The 15361-nt window shown below is 40.7% G+C and carries 10 protein-coding genes; 5 read left to right on the plus strand and 5 right to left on the minus strand.

What is annotated here, in order from left to right; translation table 11 throughout:
- Positions 1–60: 60 nt before the first annotated feature.
- Together I6F53_RS15185 and I6F53_RS15190 are read right to left on the minus strand one after the other, a co-directional pair.
- Positions 61–1587 (minus strand): MFS transporter, encoded by a 1527-nt coding sequence (locus tag I6F53_RS15185; RefSeq protein ID WP_197240118.1) that lies wholly within the window; start codon positions 1585–1587, stop codon positions 61–63.
- Between the two features lie 32 nt (positions 1588–1619).
- Positions 1620–2948 (minus strand): GH1 family beta-glucosidase, encoded by a 1329-nt coding sequence (locus I6F53_RS15190; RefSeq protein WP_197240119.1) that lies wholly within the window; start codon positions 2946–2948, stop codon positions 1620–1622.
- 238 nt (positions 2949–3186) lie between these two features.
- Here I6F53_RS15190 and I6F53_RS15195 point away from each other — a divergent pair, with 238 nt between their 5' ends.
- Positions 3187–5763 carry a glycoside hydrolase family 3 protein gene (locus tag I6F53_RS15195; protein ID WP_197240120.1) on the plus strand — a complete coding sequence of 859 codons (2577 nt, stop codon included), beginning with the start codon at positions 3187–3189 and terminating at the stop codon, positions 5761–5763.
- A gap of 75 nt (positions 5764–5838) precedes the next feature.
- Here I6F53_RS15195 and I6F53_RS15200 read toward each other — a convergent pair whose 3' ends face one another.
- The 3 genes from I6F53_RS15200 to I6F53_RS15210 form a co-directional block, all read right to left on the minus strand.
- A complete protein-coding gene (locus I6F53_RS15200; protein WP_197240121.1) occupies positions 5839–7326 on the minus strand; it encodes a tryptophan halogenase family protein in 1488 nt (495 codons plus the stop codon).
- On the minus strand, positions 7319–8869 hold the full coding sequence (locus I6F53_RS15205; RefSeq protein WP_197240122.1) for a tryptophan halogenase family protein: 1551 nt from the start codon (positions 8867–8869) through the stop codon (positions 7319–7321). Before I6F53_RS15205 ends, I6F53_RS15200 begins: the two co-directional genes overlap by 8 nt.
- 102 nt (positions 8870–8971) lie before the next feature.
- Positions 8972–11938 (minus strand): TonB-dependent receptor, encoded by a 2967-nt coding sequence (locus I6F53_RS15210; RefSeq protein ID WP_197240123.1) that lies wholly within the window; start codon positions 11936–11938, stop codon positions 8972–8974.
- A gap of 483 nt (positions 11939–12421) precedes the next feature.
- Between I6F53_RS15210 and I6F53_RS15215 the strand changes: the two genes are divergently transcribed.
- The 4 genes from I6F53_RS15215 (at position 12422) to I6F53_RS15230 (ending at position 15230) form a co-directional block, all read left to right on the plus strand.
- Positions 12422–13330 carry an MBL fold metallo-hydrolase gene (locus I6F53_RS15215; RefSeq protein ID WP_197240124.1) on the plus strand — a complete coding sequence of 303 codons (909 nt, stop codon included), beginning with the start codon at positions 12422–12424 and terminating at the stop codon, positions 13328–13330.
- A gap of 76 nt (positions 13331–13406) precedes the next feature.
- Positions 13407–14066: a hypothetical protein gene (locus I6F53_RS15220; RefSeq protein ID WP_231616610.1), complete on the plus strand. Its 660-nt coding sequence runs from the start codon at positions 13407–13409 to the stop codon at positions 14064–14066.
- Positions 14067–14069: 3 nt separating this feature from the next.
- Positions 14070–14744: a Crp/Fnr family transcriptional regulator gene (locus I6F53_RS15225; protein ID WP_165741490.1), complete on the plus strand. Its 675-nt coding sequence runs from the start codon at positions 14070–14072 to the stop codon at positions 14742–14744.
- Positions 14745–14822: 78 nt separating this feature from the next.
- A complete protein-coding gene (locus I6F53_RS15230; RefSeq protein ID WP_165741491.1) occupies positions 14823–15230 on the plus strand; it encodes a hypothetical protein in 408 nt (135 codons plus the stop codon).
- Positions 15231–15361 lie beyond the last annotated feature (131 nt).

A 15361-nucleotide genomic window follows, 5' to 3' on the forward strand; every position in this document is an offset into this window, starting at 1 on the left:
TATGTGTTTTTACTCGCGCTTTATAAAAATATAAAGCGCGAAGGGTCATTAAAAGTTAATTTACACATTACTGCGTCTAATTGCTAAGTCTTCTGTTATTTTTTGCGTCATCGCTGAAGTAAGTGGGTAAATAAGCATCAATGCGGCGCCTAAAAAAGCAAATGCGGCAGGTATCCAGCTCATAAGTAATTGCATACCAGGTAGAGCTTGCGTAATTGTTAGCTCATCCATGCCGTTATAGCCATAGCCTGCAAGTACCACTAATACTAATGCACCTGCAAAACCACCCCCGGTTTTTTGCACAAATGTACCCGCAGAATAAATTAAGCCTGTAGCGCGGCGTTTGTTTTTCCACTCTGAATAATCGGCTGAATCACCAAGCATACTAAAAAATAAGGTGGGCATCATTGCAGCAAAAAATTCAGCGGCGCAACCAAAGGTAAATACAGCAACCAGGTTATCGCTAGGGACCCAGTAAAAAGCGGTAGTGAGTATGCCGCTTAGCATTAACGATGCAATAAAGAGGTTTCGTTTACCCATTATTTCGGCCAGTTTACCTGTGGCAAGTGCGCCTAATATAGATACAACCAACAAGGCGATAAAATACTGTCCAGCCATGAGTTCATTAGCTACGTGGTACTTAAAGTAGTAAGCAATTACGCCGTATTTTATGCCGTTAAACATCATGGTTAAAAAACCAATACCCAGTAGTACAAGCCACGGTTTGTTGGTTAGAAGATCAACCATATCGCGCTGTGAACCCGTTAAGTTTTGCTTATCTTTATTAAGCAATTTTTTAATAACGTATGTCATTGCTGCCATAACAAGGGCAAAAAATACGCCACTGTATAAATCGCGGTAATAAAAAAACAAGGTGGTAGCAAGCAAAGGTAGGATTATAAATGGCAGGCTTTTAGTTAAATCAAATAACTCTGATTTTAAATTCCCTTCATTTGAGGCGTGCGGTGTTACACGCTCTTTAGTGGTCGCAAACGTTATAACCATTAAAATAATAAGTAAGCTGGCAAATAAGTACATAGTAAGCTGATAGCCTTTGGCATCGTCGCCGCCACCAAAAAATGCCACTAGCTCAGGTAAAAAACCCATCACTAATAAACCACCAGTAAAGGCACCAGCAAACCTAAAACCAGAGAGCTTTGTGCGCTCTGTATCGTCGGGTGTCATAACGCCCATAAGTGCCGAGTAGGGCACGTTACTTACGGTGTAAGCAAGCGTTAAACCTATGTAGGTTACGTAGGCATAAATAAGTTTATTGGTGGTGCTAAAGTCGGGTGTGGTAAAACACAGCACCATAAACAAGCCCAAAAACGGTGCTGAGTAGAGTATCCACGGTCGAAATTTACCAAAGCGCGACTGCGTTCTGTCGGCAATCATACCCATAATAATATCGGTTACGCCATCAGATAGCCTGACCACCAAAAATAACATGGCAGCGGCAGCGGCCGATATGCCAAATGTATCGGTGTAAAACACCGCTAAATAAGCAAGCGCGCCGCGCCATACTAAGTTAGCGCCAGCATCGCCCATGGCGTAACCGACTTTTTCGTATAAAGGGAGTTTGTTCACAGTGTGTGTTCTTATTGTTATAAGCCGATAATTTATCGGCTTGTTATGAGTTTAGTGTACGCTTTACCACTGGCTTTAACAGTTCGTTTTTGTGTGTTGTAGTCTACGTGTACTATGCCAAAGCGTTTTAAATATCCTTCTGCCCATTCAAAGTTATCCATTAGGCTCCACGCAAAGTAACCATCTACTTTTACGCCTTGCTCGGCTGCGTTATGCAGGGCATTTAAATGCTCGTGGTAGTATTCAATACGATCGTTGTCTTTTACTTCACCGTCTTTAAATTCGTCAGCCGTGGCTGCACCGTTTTCGGTAATATAAATAGGCGGTAGAGTGTATTTTTCGTTTAACGATACAAGTAATTCTGTAAGCGCTTTAGGATAAATTTCCCAACCTATATCGGTCATTGGCGCTTTATGTGGCAGTTCGTGATAAAAGTCGGTTTCGCTTGCTTGATAATGCATGCGGGTATAAAAGTTAACTCCTAGGTAATCTAGTGGTTGAGCAATTATTTCCATGTCGCCTTCTAAAATATCAGGGCGGTGGGCTTTAGGTAATTGCGAAATTATATCTGGGTACTTACCTTGCATTACAGGCTGCATATACCATTGGTTTATGTAGTCATCAGCAAATGCAGTGGCTTTTAAATCGTCTTCGCTTTGGGTAACTGAGTAACAAGGTGTAAAGTTAAGCACAATACCGTTAAGCGTATTTGGGCTATTTTTAGCAAGTACTTGCATAGCCAAACCGTGACCCAGTAATAAGTGGTGCGCGGCTTTACGACCAAATTCACGACCTACAATACCCGGAGCATGTACGCCAATTTCGTAACCTAAGAATGAGCTGCAAAATGGTTCGTTTAAAGTGGCGTACGAGTGCACGCGTTCACCAAAAGCTTGGGTAATTAAATCTGTGTAATGGGCAAATTCGTAAGCGGTGTTACGGTTTAGCCAACCACCTTCGTCTTCAATGTGTTGTGGTAAATCCCAGTGGTAAAGCGTTACAAAAGCTTTAATGTTACGGCGTTTTAGCTCATCTAAAATATCGGTATAAAACTTAACGCCGGTAGGGTTTAAGTGACCGCTTTTAGTCATTACGCGTGGCCAAGAAATAGAAAGTCTGTAAGCGTCTACGCCTAATGACTCTATTAGGTCTATATCGTCTTTCCAGCGAGTGTAGTGCTCGCAAGCTATATCGCCATTTGAATTATCGACTATTTTGCCTTCTTTACTGCAAAAGGTATCCCAAATACATGGCAAGCGATCAGCTGCGCCGCCTTCAATTTGAAATGAGGCCGTAGCTACACCATAAGTAAAGTTTTTGGCTAAAAGTGGTGAGCCACTAGGTAAAGATAATTGTTTCATTAAGAGAAAACCTCTGCTTCTTTGTAGTAAATTTTGCTTTTATTTATAGTTTATAAATTGCATTGATGGAAGCGCTTCCATATTTAATTTGATTAATCACTAAGGATGGTATTTAATAACTTTAAGGAAGCGCTTCCATATTTAGGTTAGTGGCTATTGCTAAGTAGGTCAATAGTTAAATTTAAATAACAAATAGGCGCTGCACAAAAACACACTGACACAACACAGGGCTATAAAAATGAAAAAAAGCTTAAACACTAACAGGTTACGAATGCTGCCTATTTTAATAGGCGGATTATGCGTTTTAAGTGCGTGTAATAAACAAGAAGCTAACGTTGATAATAACCAAAGCGCGGTAGCCAAAAATGCTGAGCATGAGCAAGGTGATTTATCACTTTGGCCAACGCTTAAAAGTAAGGTAGTAAAAACGCCTGAAATTGAAAAAACAATTGCTCAGTATTTAAAAACAATGACGCTTGAGCAAAAAGTAGCGCAGATGATCCAACCTGAAATCCGCGATATAACCGCTGCAGACATGCGCAAATATGGTTTTGGTTCTTATTTAAATGGCGGTGGCTCTTTTCCGAGTGCGAATAAACATGCAACGCCTGCCGATTGGATAAAGCTTGCTGAGAGTATGTATCAGGCATCGGTTGATGACTCAATTGATGGCAGTAAAATTCCAACTATGTGGGGTACTGATGCGGTACATGGTCATAATAATGTGATTGGCGCTACGTTATTTCCGCACAATATTGGCTTAGGTGCTGCTAATAACCCCGCATTAATTGAGCGCATTGCAGCAGCTACTGCAATAGAGGTAATGGCAACAGGCATAGACTGGGTGTTTGCACCGACTGTTGCGGTTGTGCGCGACGACCGATGGGGCCGAACGTACGAAGGCTACTCAGAAGACCCTGCAATTGTACGTGAGTATTCAGCCGCAATTGTAAACGGATTGCAAGGCAGAGCCGATGAGGACTTTTTAAGTGATAAACGCGTAATTAGTACCGTTAAGCACTTTTTAGGCGATGGCGGCACGGTAGATGGTGACGATCAGGGTGACAACATTGATAGCGAAGAGACGTTATATAACATTCATGCGCAAGGTTATATTGGCGGCCTAACAGCGGGTAGCCAGTCGGTTATGGCATCGTTTAATAGCTGGAATGGCAAAAAGAATCACGGTAATAAATATCTACTTACAGATGTACTAAAAACAAAAATGGGTTTTGATGGCTTTGTTGTAGGCGATTGGAACGGGCACGGGCAAGTTGCCGGCTGTACAAATGAAAGTTGCCCGCAAGCTGTTAATGCAGGGCTTGATATTTTTATGGTGCCAACGGGTGCCTGGAAGCCGCTTTATGAAAATACAATTAAACAAGTAAAAGCGGGCGCAATAACAATGGCGAGAATAGATGACGCCGTAGCACGTATTTTACGCGTTAAATTACGCGCGGGTTTATTTGATAAACCAAGCCCTGCAAATCGAAAATATTCAGGTAAGTTAGAACTAATAGGTGCGCCTGCACATCGCGATATTGCCCGTCAAGCGGTGCAAGAGTCGTTAGTACTACTTAAAAACAACAACCATTTATTACCGCTTAACCCGTCTAGTAACATACTGATTGCAGGCGATGCGGCCGATAACATAGGCAAGCAATCGGGTGGCTGGAGTATTACGTGGCAGGGCACTAATAATCAAAATGCAGATTTTCCTGGAGCAACGTCTATTTATGCGGGGCTAAAAACGCAAATAGAGGCTGCTGGCGGTAACGCTATTTTAAGCCCAACGGGTGAATTTAATACCAAACCCGATGTAGCCATTGTTGTATTTGGCGAAGAACCATACGCAGAGGGGCATGGCGATAAAGACAACCTTGAGTTTGAACGTAACAATAAACGTTCTCTTAAAATATTAAAAACATTAAAGCAGCAAGGTATTGCGGTGGTATCGGTGTTTATATCGGGCAGACCAATGTGGGTTAACAGCGAACTAAACGCGTCGGATGCATTTGTAGCAGCATGGCTTCCTGGCACTGAAGGACAAGGCATTGCAGATGTTTTATTAGCGGATGTAAGTGGGCAGGTACAGCACAACTTTAAAGGTAAATTGTCGTTCTCGTGGCCTAAATCGCCACTGCAAACCGCAGTAAATAAGGGCGATGCTGATTACTCACCACTATTACCCTATGGCTTTGGCTTAACGTATAAAGATGAAAGTACGCTTGCCAATAATCTAAATGAAGACTCAGGTGTTGATATTAGTAACCTTGCGCCGCTATCTATATTTAATGGCAGTTTTAAAACACCGTGGCGTTTGTTTTTAAATTCAAACAGCGAGCAGCACCAAGTAGCAAGTAACAGTGTAAAGCTCGGCGGCATTACTTATCGCACTGAAGACAAAGCGATTCAAGAAGATGCGATGCAGTTTAATTTTGATGGTACTGCAGCCAGCTACATCGAAATTAATAGTAACTTTACCGAAGACAAAGTGGCCTACATTGAAGCAAATTCGGCCCTTAGCTTTAGCTATAAAGTAAACCAAATACCTAGCTCACAGACATACCTTGCAATGAAATGCGAACAAGGCTGTGGTGGCGAGCTTGATATTACCAATGAGCTTAAAAATGCTACTTTAAATACATGGCAAACTATGAGTATAGATTTAACGTGTTTTACTAAAAAGGGCGTTGATTTTGCCAGAGTAACCAGCCCTTTTATTATTAAAACGGCAGGAGATCTTAACGTTTCAGTTACAGATATTAGCTTTGAACCACAAAGCGCTAAAACAGCAAAAATAAAGTGTGAGTAGTAGAGTGTTTATAAGTTAAGTTTATTGTGTGTTGTCTCAAAGCCCTTTTTAAAGGGCTTTTTTTATAAAAAATATTTATGCTGGGCAATACTGCTTTAAAAACTCATGATGAGGTGGTAATTGGCTTACGCGTTGCTCTATTTGTTGCTTAATACCGTGTAAAAAACGGGTGAGTTCTTCATCGCTCATCATGCTGGCTATTAAGTGATGTTGATTAGGCTCAATACCTTGACCAAGCATAACTTGCACCCACGAATCGACTCTAAAAATATCGCCATCGTCTAAAAATACACGGCCAGTTTGCTTAAACAAATCAATTTTGTGCTGAAGTGTTTTTGGCACCTCCATGGCACTACAGTGTTGCCAAAACTCACTGTCATCGCGATTAGTTACTTTGTAGTGCAGCACAATAAAGTCGCGAATATTTTCAATTTCGCTTTTAAGTTGTTTGTTGTATTCGTCAATGGCGTGATTGGTAATGCCATTAAACGGAAATAAACGCATAAAGCGAATAATACCCGACATAATTAAGTGAATGCTGGTGGACTCAAGTGGCTCTACAAAACCGCTAGCAAGGCCAAGCGCTAGGCAGTTTTTGTTCCACCCTTTTAAGCGACGCCCTGTTTTAAATTTAATAATACGGGGCTCTGTAAGCGGCTCACCTTCAATATTATTTAATAATAGCGCTTTGGCTTGTTCGTCATCCATATATTGGCTGCAATAAACTAATCCGTTGCCTACACGGTTTTGCAGCGGTATACGCCATTGCCAGCCGCTTTTATGGGCAATAGATCGGGTAAGTGGCAATACGGTCTCGTTGGTTGATTTTGTTTGCACCGCAATGGCGCTGTTACACGGTAGTAAATGCGACCAGTCTTCGTAGCCCGTATGCAATGCTTGCTCTATTAATAAGCCTCTAAAGCCGGTGCAATCAATAAAAAAGTCGCCGTTAATGTGCTCGCCATTATTTAAAATCAATGATTCTATATGGCCTTTTTTAGTATTTTTTATTACTTTTTGTATTTTACCTTCAATGCGTTTTACACCTAGTGGCTCTGAAAATTCACGTAAAAACTGCGCGTAACGCGTGGCATCCATATGGTAAGCATAGTTAATGGGGTTTTGCTGATTAAACGCAAATTTACCCGCTTTGGCGGCTTGTAGTTCGTAACAGTAATCGCCAAATGGGTTGTTTATTCCAAGTGCTTTACCTTGCAGCCAAAAGTGATGAAATTCACCCGCCCAGCATTCTTTACCGGTAGCGCCAAACGAGTGAATATAATGGGTGTTTTCATCGCCCCAGTTTTCAAAGCTAATACCTAATTTAAAACTGGCTTGGGTCGCTTTCATAAATGCTTGCTCGTTTATACCTAGCAATTTATGAAATGTACGAATTGGCGGAATTGTTGCCTCGCCAACGCCCACGGTGCCAATATCGTCAGATTCAACAAGGGTTATGTTTATATTGTTGCCAACTAATTTGGCAAGTGCCGCTGCGGCCATCCAACCTGCAGTGCCGCCCCCAGCAATTACTACGTTTTTAACAGCGTTTGTTTTAGTCATTATGTGGCTGCCCATTATTTGATAAAAGGTGATTTAAAAGCGCGCGATTACTTGGCAGTCCATTTAAGCACTGCGCTATTTTTTCGCGATTTTGCTGATAATAGTAATCCCCAGCACGTGGGTCGTTAAATGTATTTTGTGCAGATACTGTTTGTGTATTAAAGCCCATGCCATATAAAACGTATTGATAACTGCTTGATGAAAACACTTCTTCGTTCTCAATAAAATCAAAGCGGCTAGGGGGTTGAAATTGCCAAAGTTTAAGTAAATTTTGCAGGCGCTCGGGCGCGGTATTTAAATTACTAATATCTTGCCAATAAGGAGTGTCGTCGCGCTCGCTTAGCACATAATGAAGTTTTAAAAACTCAATAACGCGCTGCCAACGAGTGCTAAAACGATCATTAAAACGCGTTTCAAGCTGACTCATGTGGGTGCGGTTTTGCGGAAGTTGCTCGCTTATCATGCTAATTGAAAGCTCAACCATAGCAAGAGCTGACGCTTCAAGCGGCTCTAAAAAACCAGCAGACATACCCACGGCAACACAGTTTTTAATCCAAAATTTTTGCCTGTAACCAGGATTGAATTTTAATACGCGGTAGATAAGCTGCTCAGCTTGTTGCTCACTGGTGCTTTTGGCTATATAGCTTTTTAGTGTATTTGTTGCGCTTTCATCACTTTGATATTTACTACTAAATACATAACCTGTACCACGGCGCGTTGGCAGGGCTATATCCCAAATCCAGCCGTTACTTTGCGCTGTAGATAGCGTAGCAGAGGCAATTGGTTGATCTGAGTGTGAGTTAGGTATTTGCGCCGCAACAGCGCTGTTATTAAATAAAATATGATCTTGCGCTATAAACTCACTATTAAAATGCTCCCCAATTAAACGAGCGCAAGAGCCTGAGCAATCTATAAATAAATCACCCGTTATATCGCCATTATTATTTGTTTTTAATGAGGCAATATAGCAATGCTTGTCGTTAATAACCTCGGTTACATCGTCAGTAATATGCGTAACGCTTAGGTTTTTAACGCAGTGATTTTTTAAAAACTCAGCAAATTTACCCGCATCTAAATGATAGCCATAGTTGGTGACCGCTGCATATTCGGGAGTTTGTAATTGTTTTGGTGCAAGTGCGGCTTGGCATACAAAGCTTTGCATATTAACCACGTCGGCAAATTTTTGATCAGGTGCAATACGTTGCCAGCTGGCGTGTAAATTGGTGTGCTCGTAGCCTTGTGGATTCATAAAAGGGTGGTAGTAGTTTTCTCCCTCGCTGAGGTTACGCCAATTTATAAATTTAGAACCTTGCTTAAATGACGCGTCGCACTGGGTTATAAAATCAATTTCTTTAATGCCAATACGTTGTAGGGTGTTGCGCATTGACGGCCACGTGCCTTCGCCCACGCCTAGTATAGGCACATTTGCCGACTCGATTAATGTGATACTAAGGTGCGGGTGTTCAGCAGCTAATAAGCCTGCGCTTAGCCAACCGGCAGTGCCACCACCTAAAACGACTATTTTTGTTATTGATTTGGTCATGACTTAACACCCTAAAATTGATAACAATTAAACTAGCATTAATACTGTTTTAAATACAAAAAAGCCGCTAGTAAAAACTAACGGCTTTACTTTGTATTACCTTTAGAAGTTGTAACGCATACCAATGTTGTAACGTGCGCCTAGCTGCTGTAGGTTCCATAACTGTGCTGACGTACGGCCATGTTCGCGGCTGTTTTGCTCAGTAATGTTAATGCCTTCAACAAAAAACGAGAGTTTTTCGCTGTAGTTGTACGCAACATTAAAGTCGATTTGATAATATTCTTCAGTAAAGCCTGGCTCGTTAATATAACGCGCTGCGCTATTTAAAAACTTATCACGCCAGTTGTAAGCAATACGTGCTTGAAAATCGTCGTTTTCGTACATTGCTATAAAGTTAGCTGTATCGCTTAGACCCACTAGTGCAAATTGTGTAGTAGTAGGGTCAGCGTTTACATCGAAGTCTATGTCGCCATTAACAGTGGTGTAGTTTGCTTGCACACCAAAGCCGCTTTCACCAAAAAAGTGCTGAAAGGCAACTTCAAAACCATCAATAGTGGCATTTTTATTGTTTGTAGGTACTTGTGCTGTAAATTCTAGTAATGGGTCATCACCATTTGCAATTACATCGTAAGCGGCTTCAAACTCTTCGTAGGTCATTGAGTCAAAATCAACGTTGTTTTCTGTTGCTGCAACCATTTGGAATAAGTTTGAATCAGTTACTGCAAGTCCGCGAGATTCTAGCTCGGCAATGGCAGCTTGTGCGCGAGGGCCCGCTGTTGCATCGCGTAATCCGTAGTAGTTTTGTGTCATTGGTGATAAACCAATAAAATTTTCGATGTCTTTCGTGTAGTAACCTACCGACACATAGCTTGTTTCTGCAAAGTACCATTCAGCCGATACATCAATATTATCTGATTCAAGTGGTACTAAACCAGGGTTACCTGTTGATGCAGTTGCCTGTGACGAACCAGCGAGCAGAGTCGGACCACTTGGTACACCCACGGTTGCTGCAGAGCTTAAGTTATCGTAAGTTGGGCGTGCAATAGTGGTGCTATAAGAAAAACGTGCTTTTACGTTTTCAATTACTTCTATGTCAAAGTCAAAGCTTGGTAAAAAGTGATCGTAGCTAGATTTAAGCGAAAAATCTTCTTTGTCAGAACCAAAGCGTACGTTGAAGTCGTTATTACCTTCCCACGCTACTGCGTTAGGTAAATCGATATTAGCCGTTGAGGTAATGTCGGTAGACTCTTGGCGCGCGCCAATAACAACGTTGTATGGCATATCGCCAATGTAACCGTTGTAAGTAAATTGCACGAACGCGGCTGTTATATCTTCTTCAATGGTACGGTTAGTTGCAAATGCGCCATCGGCTGCAAAATTAAAGCCGTATTCTTCACCTGCCCAGTAGCCAATTTGCGATGCGCTGCCTGTGAATCCCTGATTATACGAGCCTGATGTATCGTAGTCGTCAAATTCGGCTAAAAAGTTTGTTGGATTTAGGTAGCCATCAGGTAGTTCGCCTGGGTTTTCGATACCCCAGTTACCCATTGTATTACGTGTAAGCGATTGTAGTGAATGGCTTTCCATAGAGCGAGACTCTATACCAAAGTCAATTGCCCCGTTTTCAATTTCGTATTTACCATGAATTCTAAATTCTGTTACTTCAGACTCTTGGCGAGCAAAGTTAGAATCTAAAATAGACGTTCCCACATCAGAGGCATCTAACGTGTTATTACAATTTAGGTTGTCTCGGCGGCAATCATCAAAATCGATACTCATTGATGGAAGCTCACGGCTAAAATCAACTTCTTGTGCGTTAACTACGTTTGCGCCCAAGCCTGCGTTTACCCAGCTGCCGTAAGCTGCATCTGGTTTACTAGTTGCTTTTGAATTGTGCGCATCAAACATAAAGCTCAATTGTGAATTGAAATAGTACTCAACGTTTAAACCAATAGAGTCGTTTTGATTAACTTGGTTTAACTCTTGAAACGCTAAACCTAAATCACGTGTTTGCTGATCACGACGTTCTTCTCGGTAGTAAATAGGGGTTTTTACCGTGTTATCGTCAAATGTTAGCGCGCTTTTGTAGTTATCCATCCATATTGATTGCTCAGCACGGGCTTCGAACAAATCTTGTTTAGAATACGTGTAATCAAGCGTGGCTGTTAAATCGTCAATAGGGCTGTACTGCAGCGTTAATTGTGCGTTTGTACGAGTTCGTTCTCTGTCGGCAATGGTGTAGCGCAAATCTGATGGCATTGAATAAAGCTGGCCAACAGCGGGTGCATTAGTTAAAACAATATCGTCTGCTGCTTGTGGGATTGTGCCGTCAAAAGCAGATGTATTCCATTGATTTACAAACGCACCTGTTGATGAGCTATCGCGCTGTTGCATGCTTGCAGTTAACGAGGCACCAAATTTAGCTTCACTGTCGGTCCAGCTAATTAAGCCCGAAAGCTCTGGTGTTATGTCATCACCAACGCGGTTTGTTGAGTCGTGTAATGCTTTTACACCAATGCTTGAAACAAAGCCTGGATTGTCGAGTGGGCGAGCCGTATTAATATTAATTGTTGCGCCAATACCACCTGATGCAATACTTGCTTTACCTGTTTTATATACTTCAACCGATTTAACGCTATCAGACGCTAAGTTTGCAAAGTCAAAAGCACGAGAGCTTGGTGTACCACCGCCTGAAGGCAATGAAGCTGCCGGCATTGTACGCCCGTTTAGGGTTACCATATTGTAGTCGGGACCAAAACCACGAACCGTTACTTTAGAGCCTTCACCATTTGAACGATCAATCGACACACCCGTAATACGCTGTAGCGACTCGGCTAAGTTGGTATCGGGGAATTTACCAATATCTTCAGCTGATATAGCATCTACAACGCCTGCGGCGTCGCGTTTTAAACGAGTAGACTCTTTAATACTGCTTTTAAAACCAGTAACTTGAATTACTTCAACATCTGTATTTGCTTCTTGTGCATATACAGGTAAAGAGATAGATGCGCCTAAAATCAGAGATAGGCTGGTCGCTATCTTTGTTTTTCTTACAATATGGTTGGACATTCGGTTTCCCTCGCACTTTTATCATTATTATTAACAGCTGTATGGGGCTGTTATTGTGTAATTATAAACATTGTCAAATGTATGGAAGCGCTTCCAGAAAAATTCATTTAACTGAGCTTTGTGGAAGCGCTTCCAGAAATGCTAGTTTAAATTTTAAATAGGGTCAACTATTGTTTTAATAAAATGAGACTAAATTGTTTTTAAAATGTATGTTTTTTAGATTTAATTTTATTTAAATTATAAATTACAGGTGGTTATAAAAAACCGTTTTAAATAGTTGTGTAACAACATTTTATTATAAGAAAACCGGTTATTGATTCATTTAGTTATTTAAACACTTTAATAAGGTGTTTAAATCAGCTTTTAGTAAGGGCTAAAATTAATAAGTAGGCCGTTGGTCACTCAACTAGGACAAAACTTAAATTACTTATTACACTCAGCCATAGACTCAACTTAAAACACTATTTATAGGTATTAATAATTATGAGCAATGTAAAACAAGGATTAGCTGCAACCGCTTTAATTATGGCGTCGTTTAGTAGTATTGGCGCGCAGCAATGTAGTGATGTAAGTTTGCAAATTTTAGGCTCGGGCGGCCCTGAGCTTAACGATGGTCGCGCATCAACAAGTTACCTTATTTGGCACGAAAATAAAGCCAGAGTGTTAGTTGACGTAGGCTCTGGTGCCAGTATTGGGTTTGATAAAGCAGGTGCAAAATTTAGTGATGTTGATGCCATTTTATTAAGCCATTTACACACTGATCATGCTGGCGATTTACCTAGTTTTATAAAAGGCAGTTACTTTACATCACGCGATAAAACACTTGCGATATTTGGCCCCCAGGGCAACCGTGTAATGGTTTCTACTAATGAATATGCACAAGCGTTACTAGGTAAGCAGGGCGCATTTAGATACTTAAGTGATTACGTAGAAGGTAATGAAAACTACAAATTAGATATTCGTTCTGTTGCATCAACAAAACAAAATGAATTTAAACAATCACTACAAAGTGATTTGGCTGTTAATGCAATGACAGTTAACCATGGACCTATTCCGGCTTTAGCGTGGAAAGTGAGTATAGCAGGATGCGAACTTGTGTTTGCAGGCGACATGACCGACAAGTTCGGCACATTTACTGACTTTGCTAAAAATGCCGATGTAGTGGTTATGCACAACGCAATTGATGAAAACGCATCAGACGGGGCTAAAAATTTACACATTACCCCAAGTCAAATCACTAAGGTACTAATTGAGGCTGCACCTAAAACGGCGGTTCTATCTCATTTTATGAATCGGTCATTAAAAAATCAGCAATTGTTTAAAAAATCGTTAATTAAATCACTAAAAAGTAACGTAGTTTTTGCAGAAGATGGTTTAAAAATAAACTTATAAAGTATTGCGCATAAGAGTGTTGCGGGTCGCTAGTTTTATCGCTATTTTAAAGGCTCTCTCATAGATGGATTTTATTATGCGCATTAAATTTTTAGCGAGCTTTTATTCTTTCTTCTTGTTTGCACTGTTTGGTTGTGACGAACAAAGTATGGCAATGCAAGATAGCCCTCAGCTAAATAATAATGTAAGTAACTTACCCTCTGATCTCAAAGTAAACACGCCTTCAGCAGCTCAAACAAACGAACCCGCTTTAGTGGTCGGTATGCTGGCAACACATTGTAAAAGTAATGAAGCAGCCTACATTAACGCAAAAATGCATAAAGTTGTGCGTAACCCAGATGAAAGTACAGCCTACAAGTTAGAACCTACCGATAAAGTGCTTTCTATTTGTGTTGCAAAAGATGACTCATCACTTAGTTATCGATTTGGTAGAGTTAATGACATAGGGCTTGAAAAAGAAGCAACACCGGATGCACCATTTGGTAGTTACTACAGGCAAGTAGGGCGTATTGGCGAGAGTATTTTATTTTTCAGTAACGGCGAATATCATTATTATATTATTAACTCAGGCGGTATGGGCAGCGGTGTAACCGTTAATGTTTATAAAAACGATACATTAATAACTGAACTGTTTTCGGGTAATGATCCTTACGATGATTTTGTTATAGCAACCGATTTAAATTTCCCTAAAAAATTGGTTATCGAAAAACAGCCATTTAATAAGCAAATGCAGTAAATAATGACTCCACAGCAGCAAAACGTTATAGAGCAAGGGCATTGGTTTAAAAACCGTAGCGCTTATTTAAAAAGCTTTTTATTAACGCAGGGCAAAACGCTCTCGCTAAAAGCTCAGCAATCATTATTTTTGCGAGGTGATAAGCACGATGGAATTTATGCAGTGCTTAGCGGCGTGGTGCGTATTAGTGGCGTAAGTAACGAAGGCAAAGAAGCCGTATTGAGCTTTATTGATTCATCATTGTGGTTTGGCGAAGTTACCTTGTTTGATGGTGGCCTGCGTACTCATGACGTATATGCACAAACTGACGTTGTGCTTTTTTACGTTCCCCAACGCGAGCTTGAACAGCTTTTAAATGAACAGCCACAATATTGGCAAGAGTTTGGTTTATTATTGGCACAAAAGTTACGCCTAATGTTTACCTCAATGGAAGATCATGCCCTGTTAAGCGCTGAGCAAAAAGTATGTAACCGGCTTTTAATGCTAAGCGAACATACAGAGCACTTAACACCGCTTGTTTTATCTCAGCAGCAACTTGCTGATATGACCTACCTAACGCGCCAAACTATTAATCAAATACTGCAACAACTCGCTAGCCTACAAGCTATTAGCTTGGGGTATCAACGTATTACTATTTTAGATAAACAAAAATTACAGGCATGCGCTGAAAAAGCTTAAAAAAACACTTTAATTAAAGTGAATTAGTTGGAACCAAAATTGCTACATAACACGTGAGGCAATAATGGATTTGAGCTAATGACAACAATAACCTTTAAAAATCAATACAGTAACTATAACTCTCCTACAGTAAATAAAGCGGCAAGTTCAAGCGAAGTTGCGGCAACTAATCCGCTCCCTAACGAAAAAACAAATGATGTTAAAGGCATTACCTCAGCCCCTAAAGAACCAACGTTTTTAGAAGGTGCTCAAGAAGCGTTGGTTTATCAGCGTTTAGGTGTAAACAAAAACAAAATAGACGAGCTAAAAGCGACAATAGAAGAGCTCATTAAAGAACAGCAAAGTGAGGGCGCAGACCCTAGCGCAATTGCTGATAAAATAGAGGAACTTCAAAAAATGCTTGAGCAAGAGTATCAAAAAGGGCGCGAGCGAACGGATATGCAAGGTGAGTATGAGCCGGGTAAAATAATTTCTGCATTTGTTTAATTTACAAAATGTCGGATACCTGACATTGTTGTTGTGTCTACTTTTGCTAAAGTAACGCCGTGCGCGACTTAAAATTTTGTTATCAAGGTTGAAAAAGGCATGTTCTAACTTTATATAGTAATCGTCAAAAA

The organism is Pseudoalteromonas sp. SWN29, assembly GCF_015864465.1.
GTDB lineage: Bacteria > Pseudomonadota > Gammaproteobacteria > Enterobacterales > Alteromonadaceae > Pseudoalteromonas.

Excerpts from the sequence above, each read along its gene's own strand:
- I6F53_RS15200 (WP_197240121.1), bottom strand. The coding sequence starts at position 7,326 with ATGACTAAAACAAACGCTGTTAAAAACGTAGTAATTGCTGGGGGCGGC.
- I6F53_RS15220 (WP_231616610.1), top strand. The coding sequence starts at position 13,407 with ATGCGCATTAAATTTTTAGCGAGCTTTTATTCTTTCTTCTTGTTTGCA.
- I6F53_RS15230 (WP_165741491.1), top strand. The coding sequence starts at position 14,823 with ATGACAACAATAACCTTTAAAAATCAATACAGTAACTATAACTCTCCT.
- I6F53_RS15190 (WP_197240119.1), bottom strand. The coding sequence starts at position 2,948 with ATGAAACAATTATCTTTACCTAGTGGCTCACCACTTTTAGCCAAAAAC.
- I6F53_RS15210 (WP_197240123.1), bottom strand. The coding sequence starts at position 11,938 with ATGTCCAACCATATTGTAAGAAAAACAAAGATAGCGACCAGCCTATCT.
- I6F53_RS15215 (WP_197240124.1), top strand. The coding sequence starts at position 12,422 with ATGAGCAATGTAAAACAAGGATTAGCTGCAACCGCTTTAATTATGGCG.
- I6F53_RS15205 (WP_197240122.1), bottom strand. The coding sequence starts at position 8,869 with ATGACCAAATCAATAACAAAAATAGTCGTTTTAGGTGGTGGCACTGCC.
- I6F53_RS15225 (WP_165741490.1), top strand. The coding sequence starts at position 14,070 with ATGACTCCACAGCAGCAAAACGTTATAGAGCAAGGGCATTGGTTTAAA.
- I6F53_RS15195 (WP_197240120.1), top strand. The coding sequence starts at position 3,187 with ATGAAAAAAAGCTTAAACACTAACAGGTTACGAATGCTGCCTATTTTA.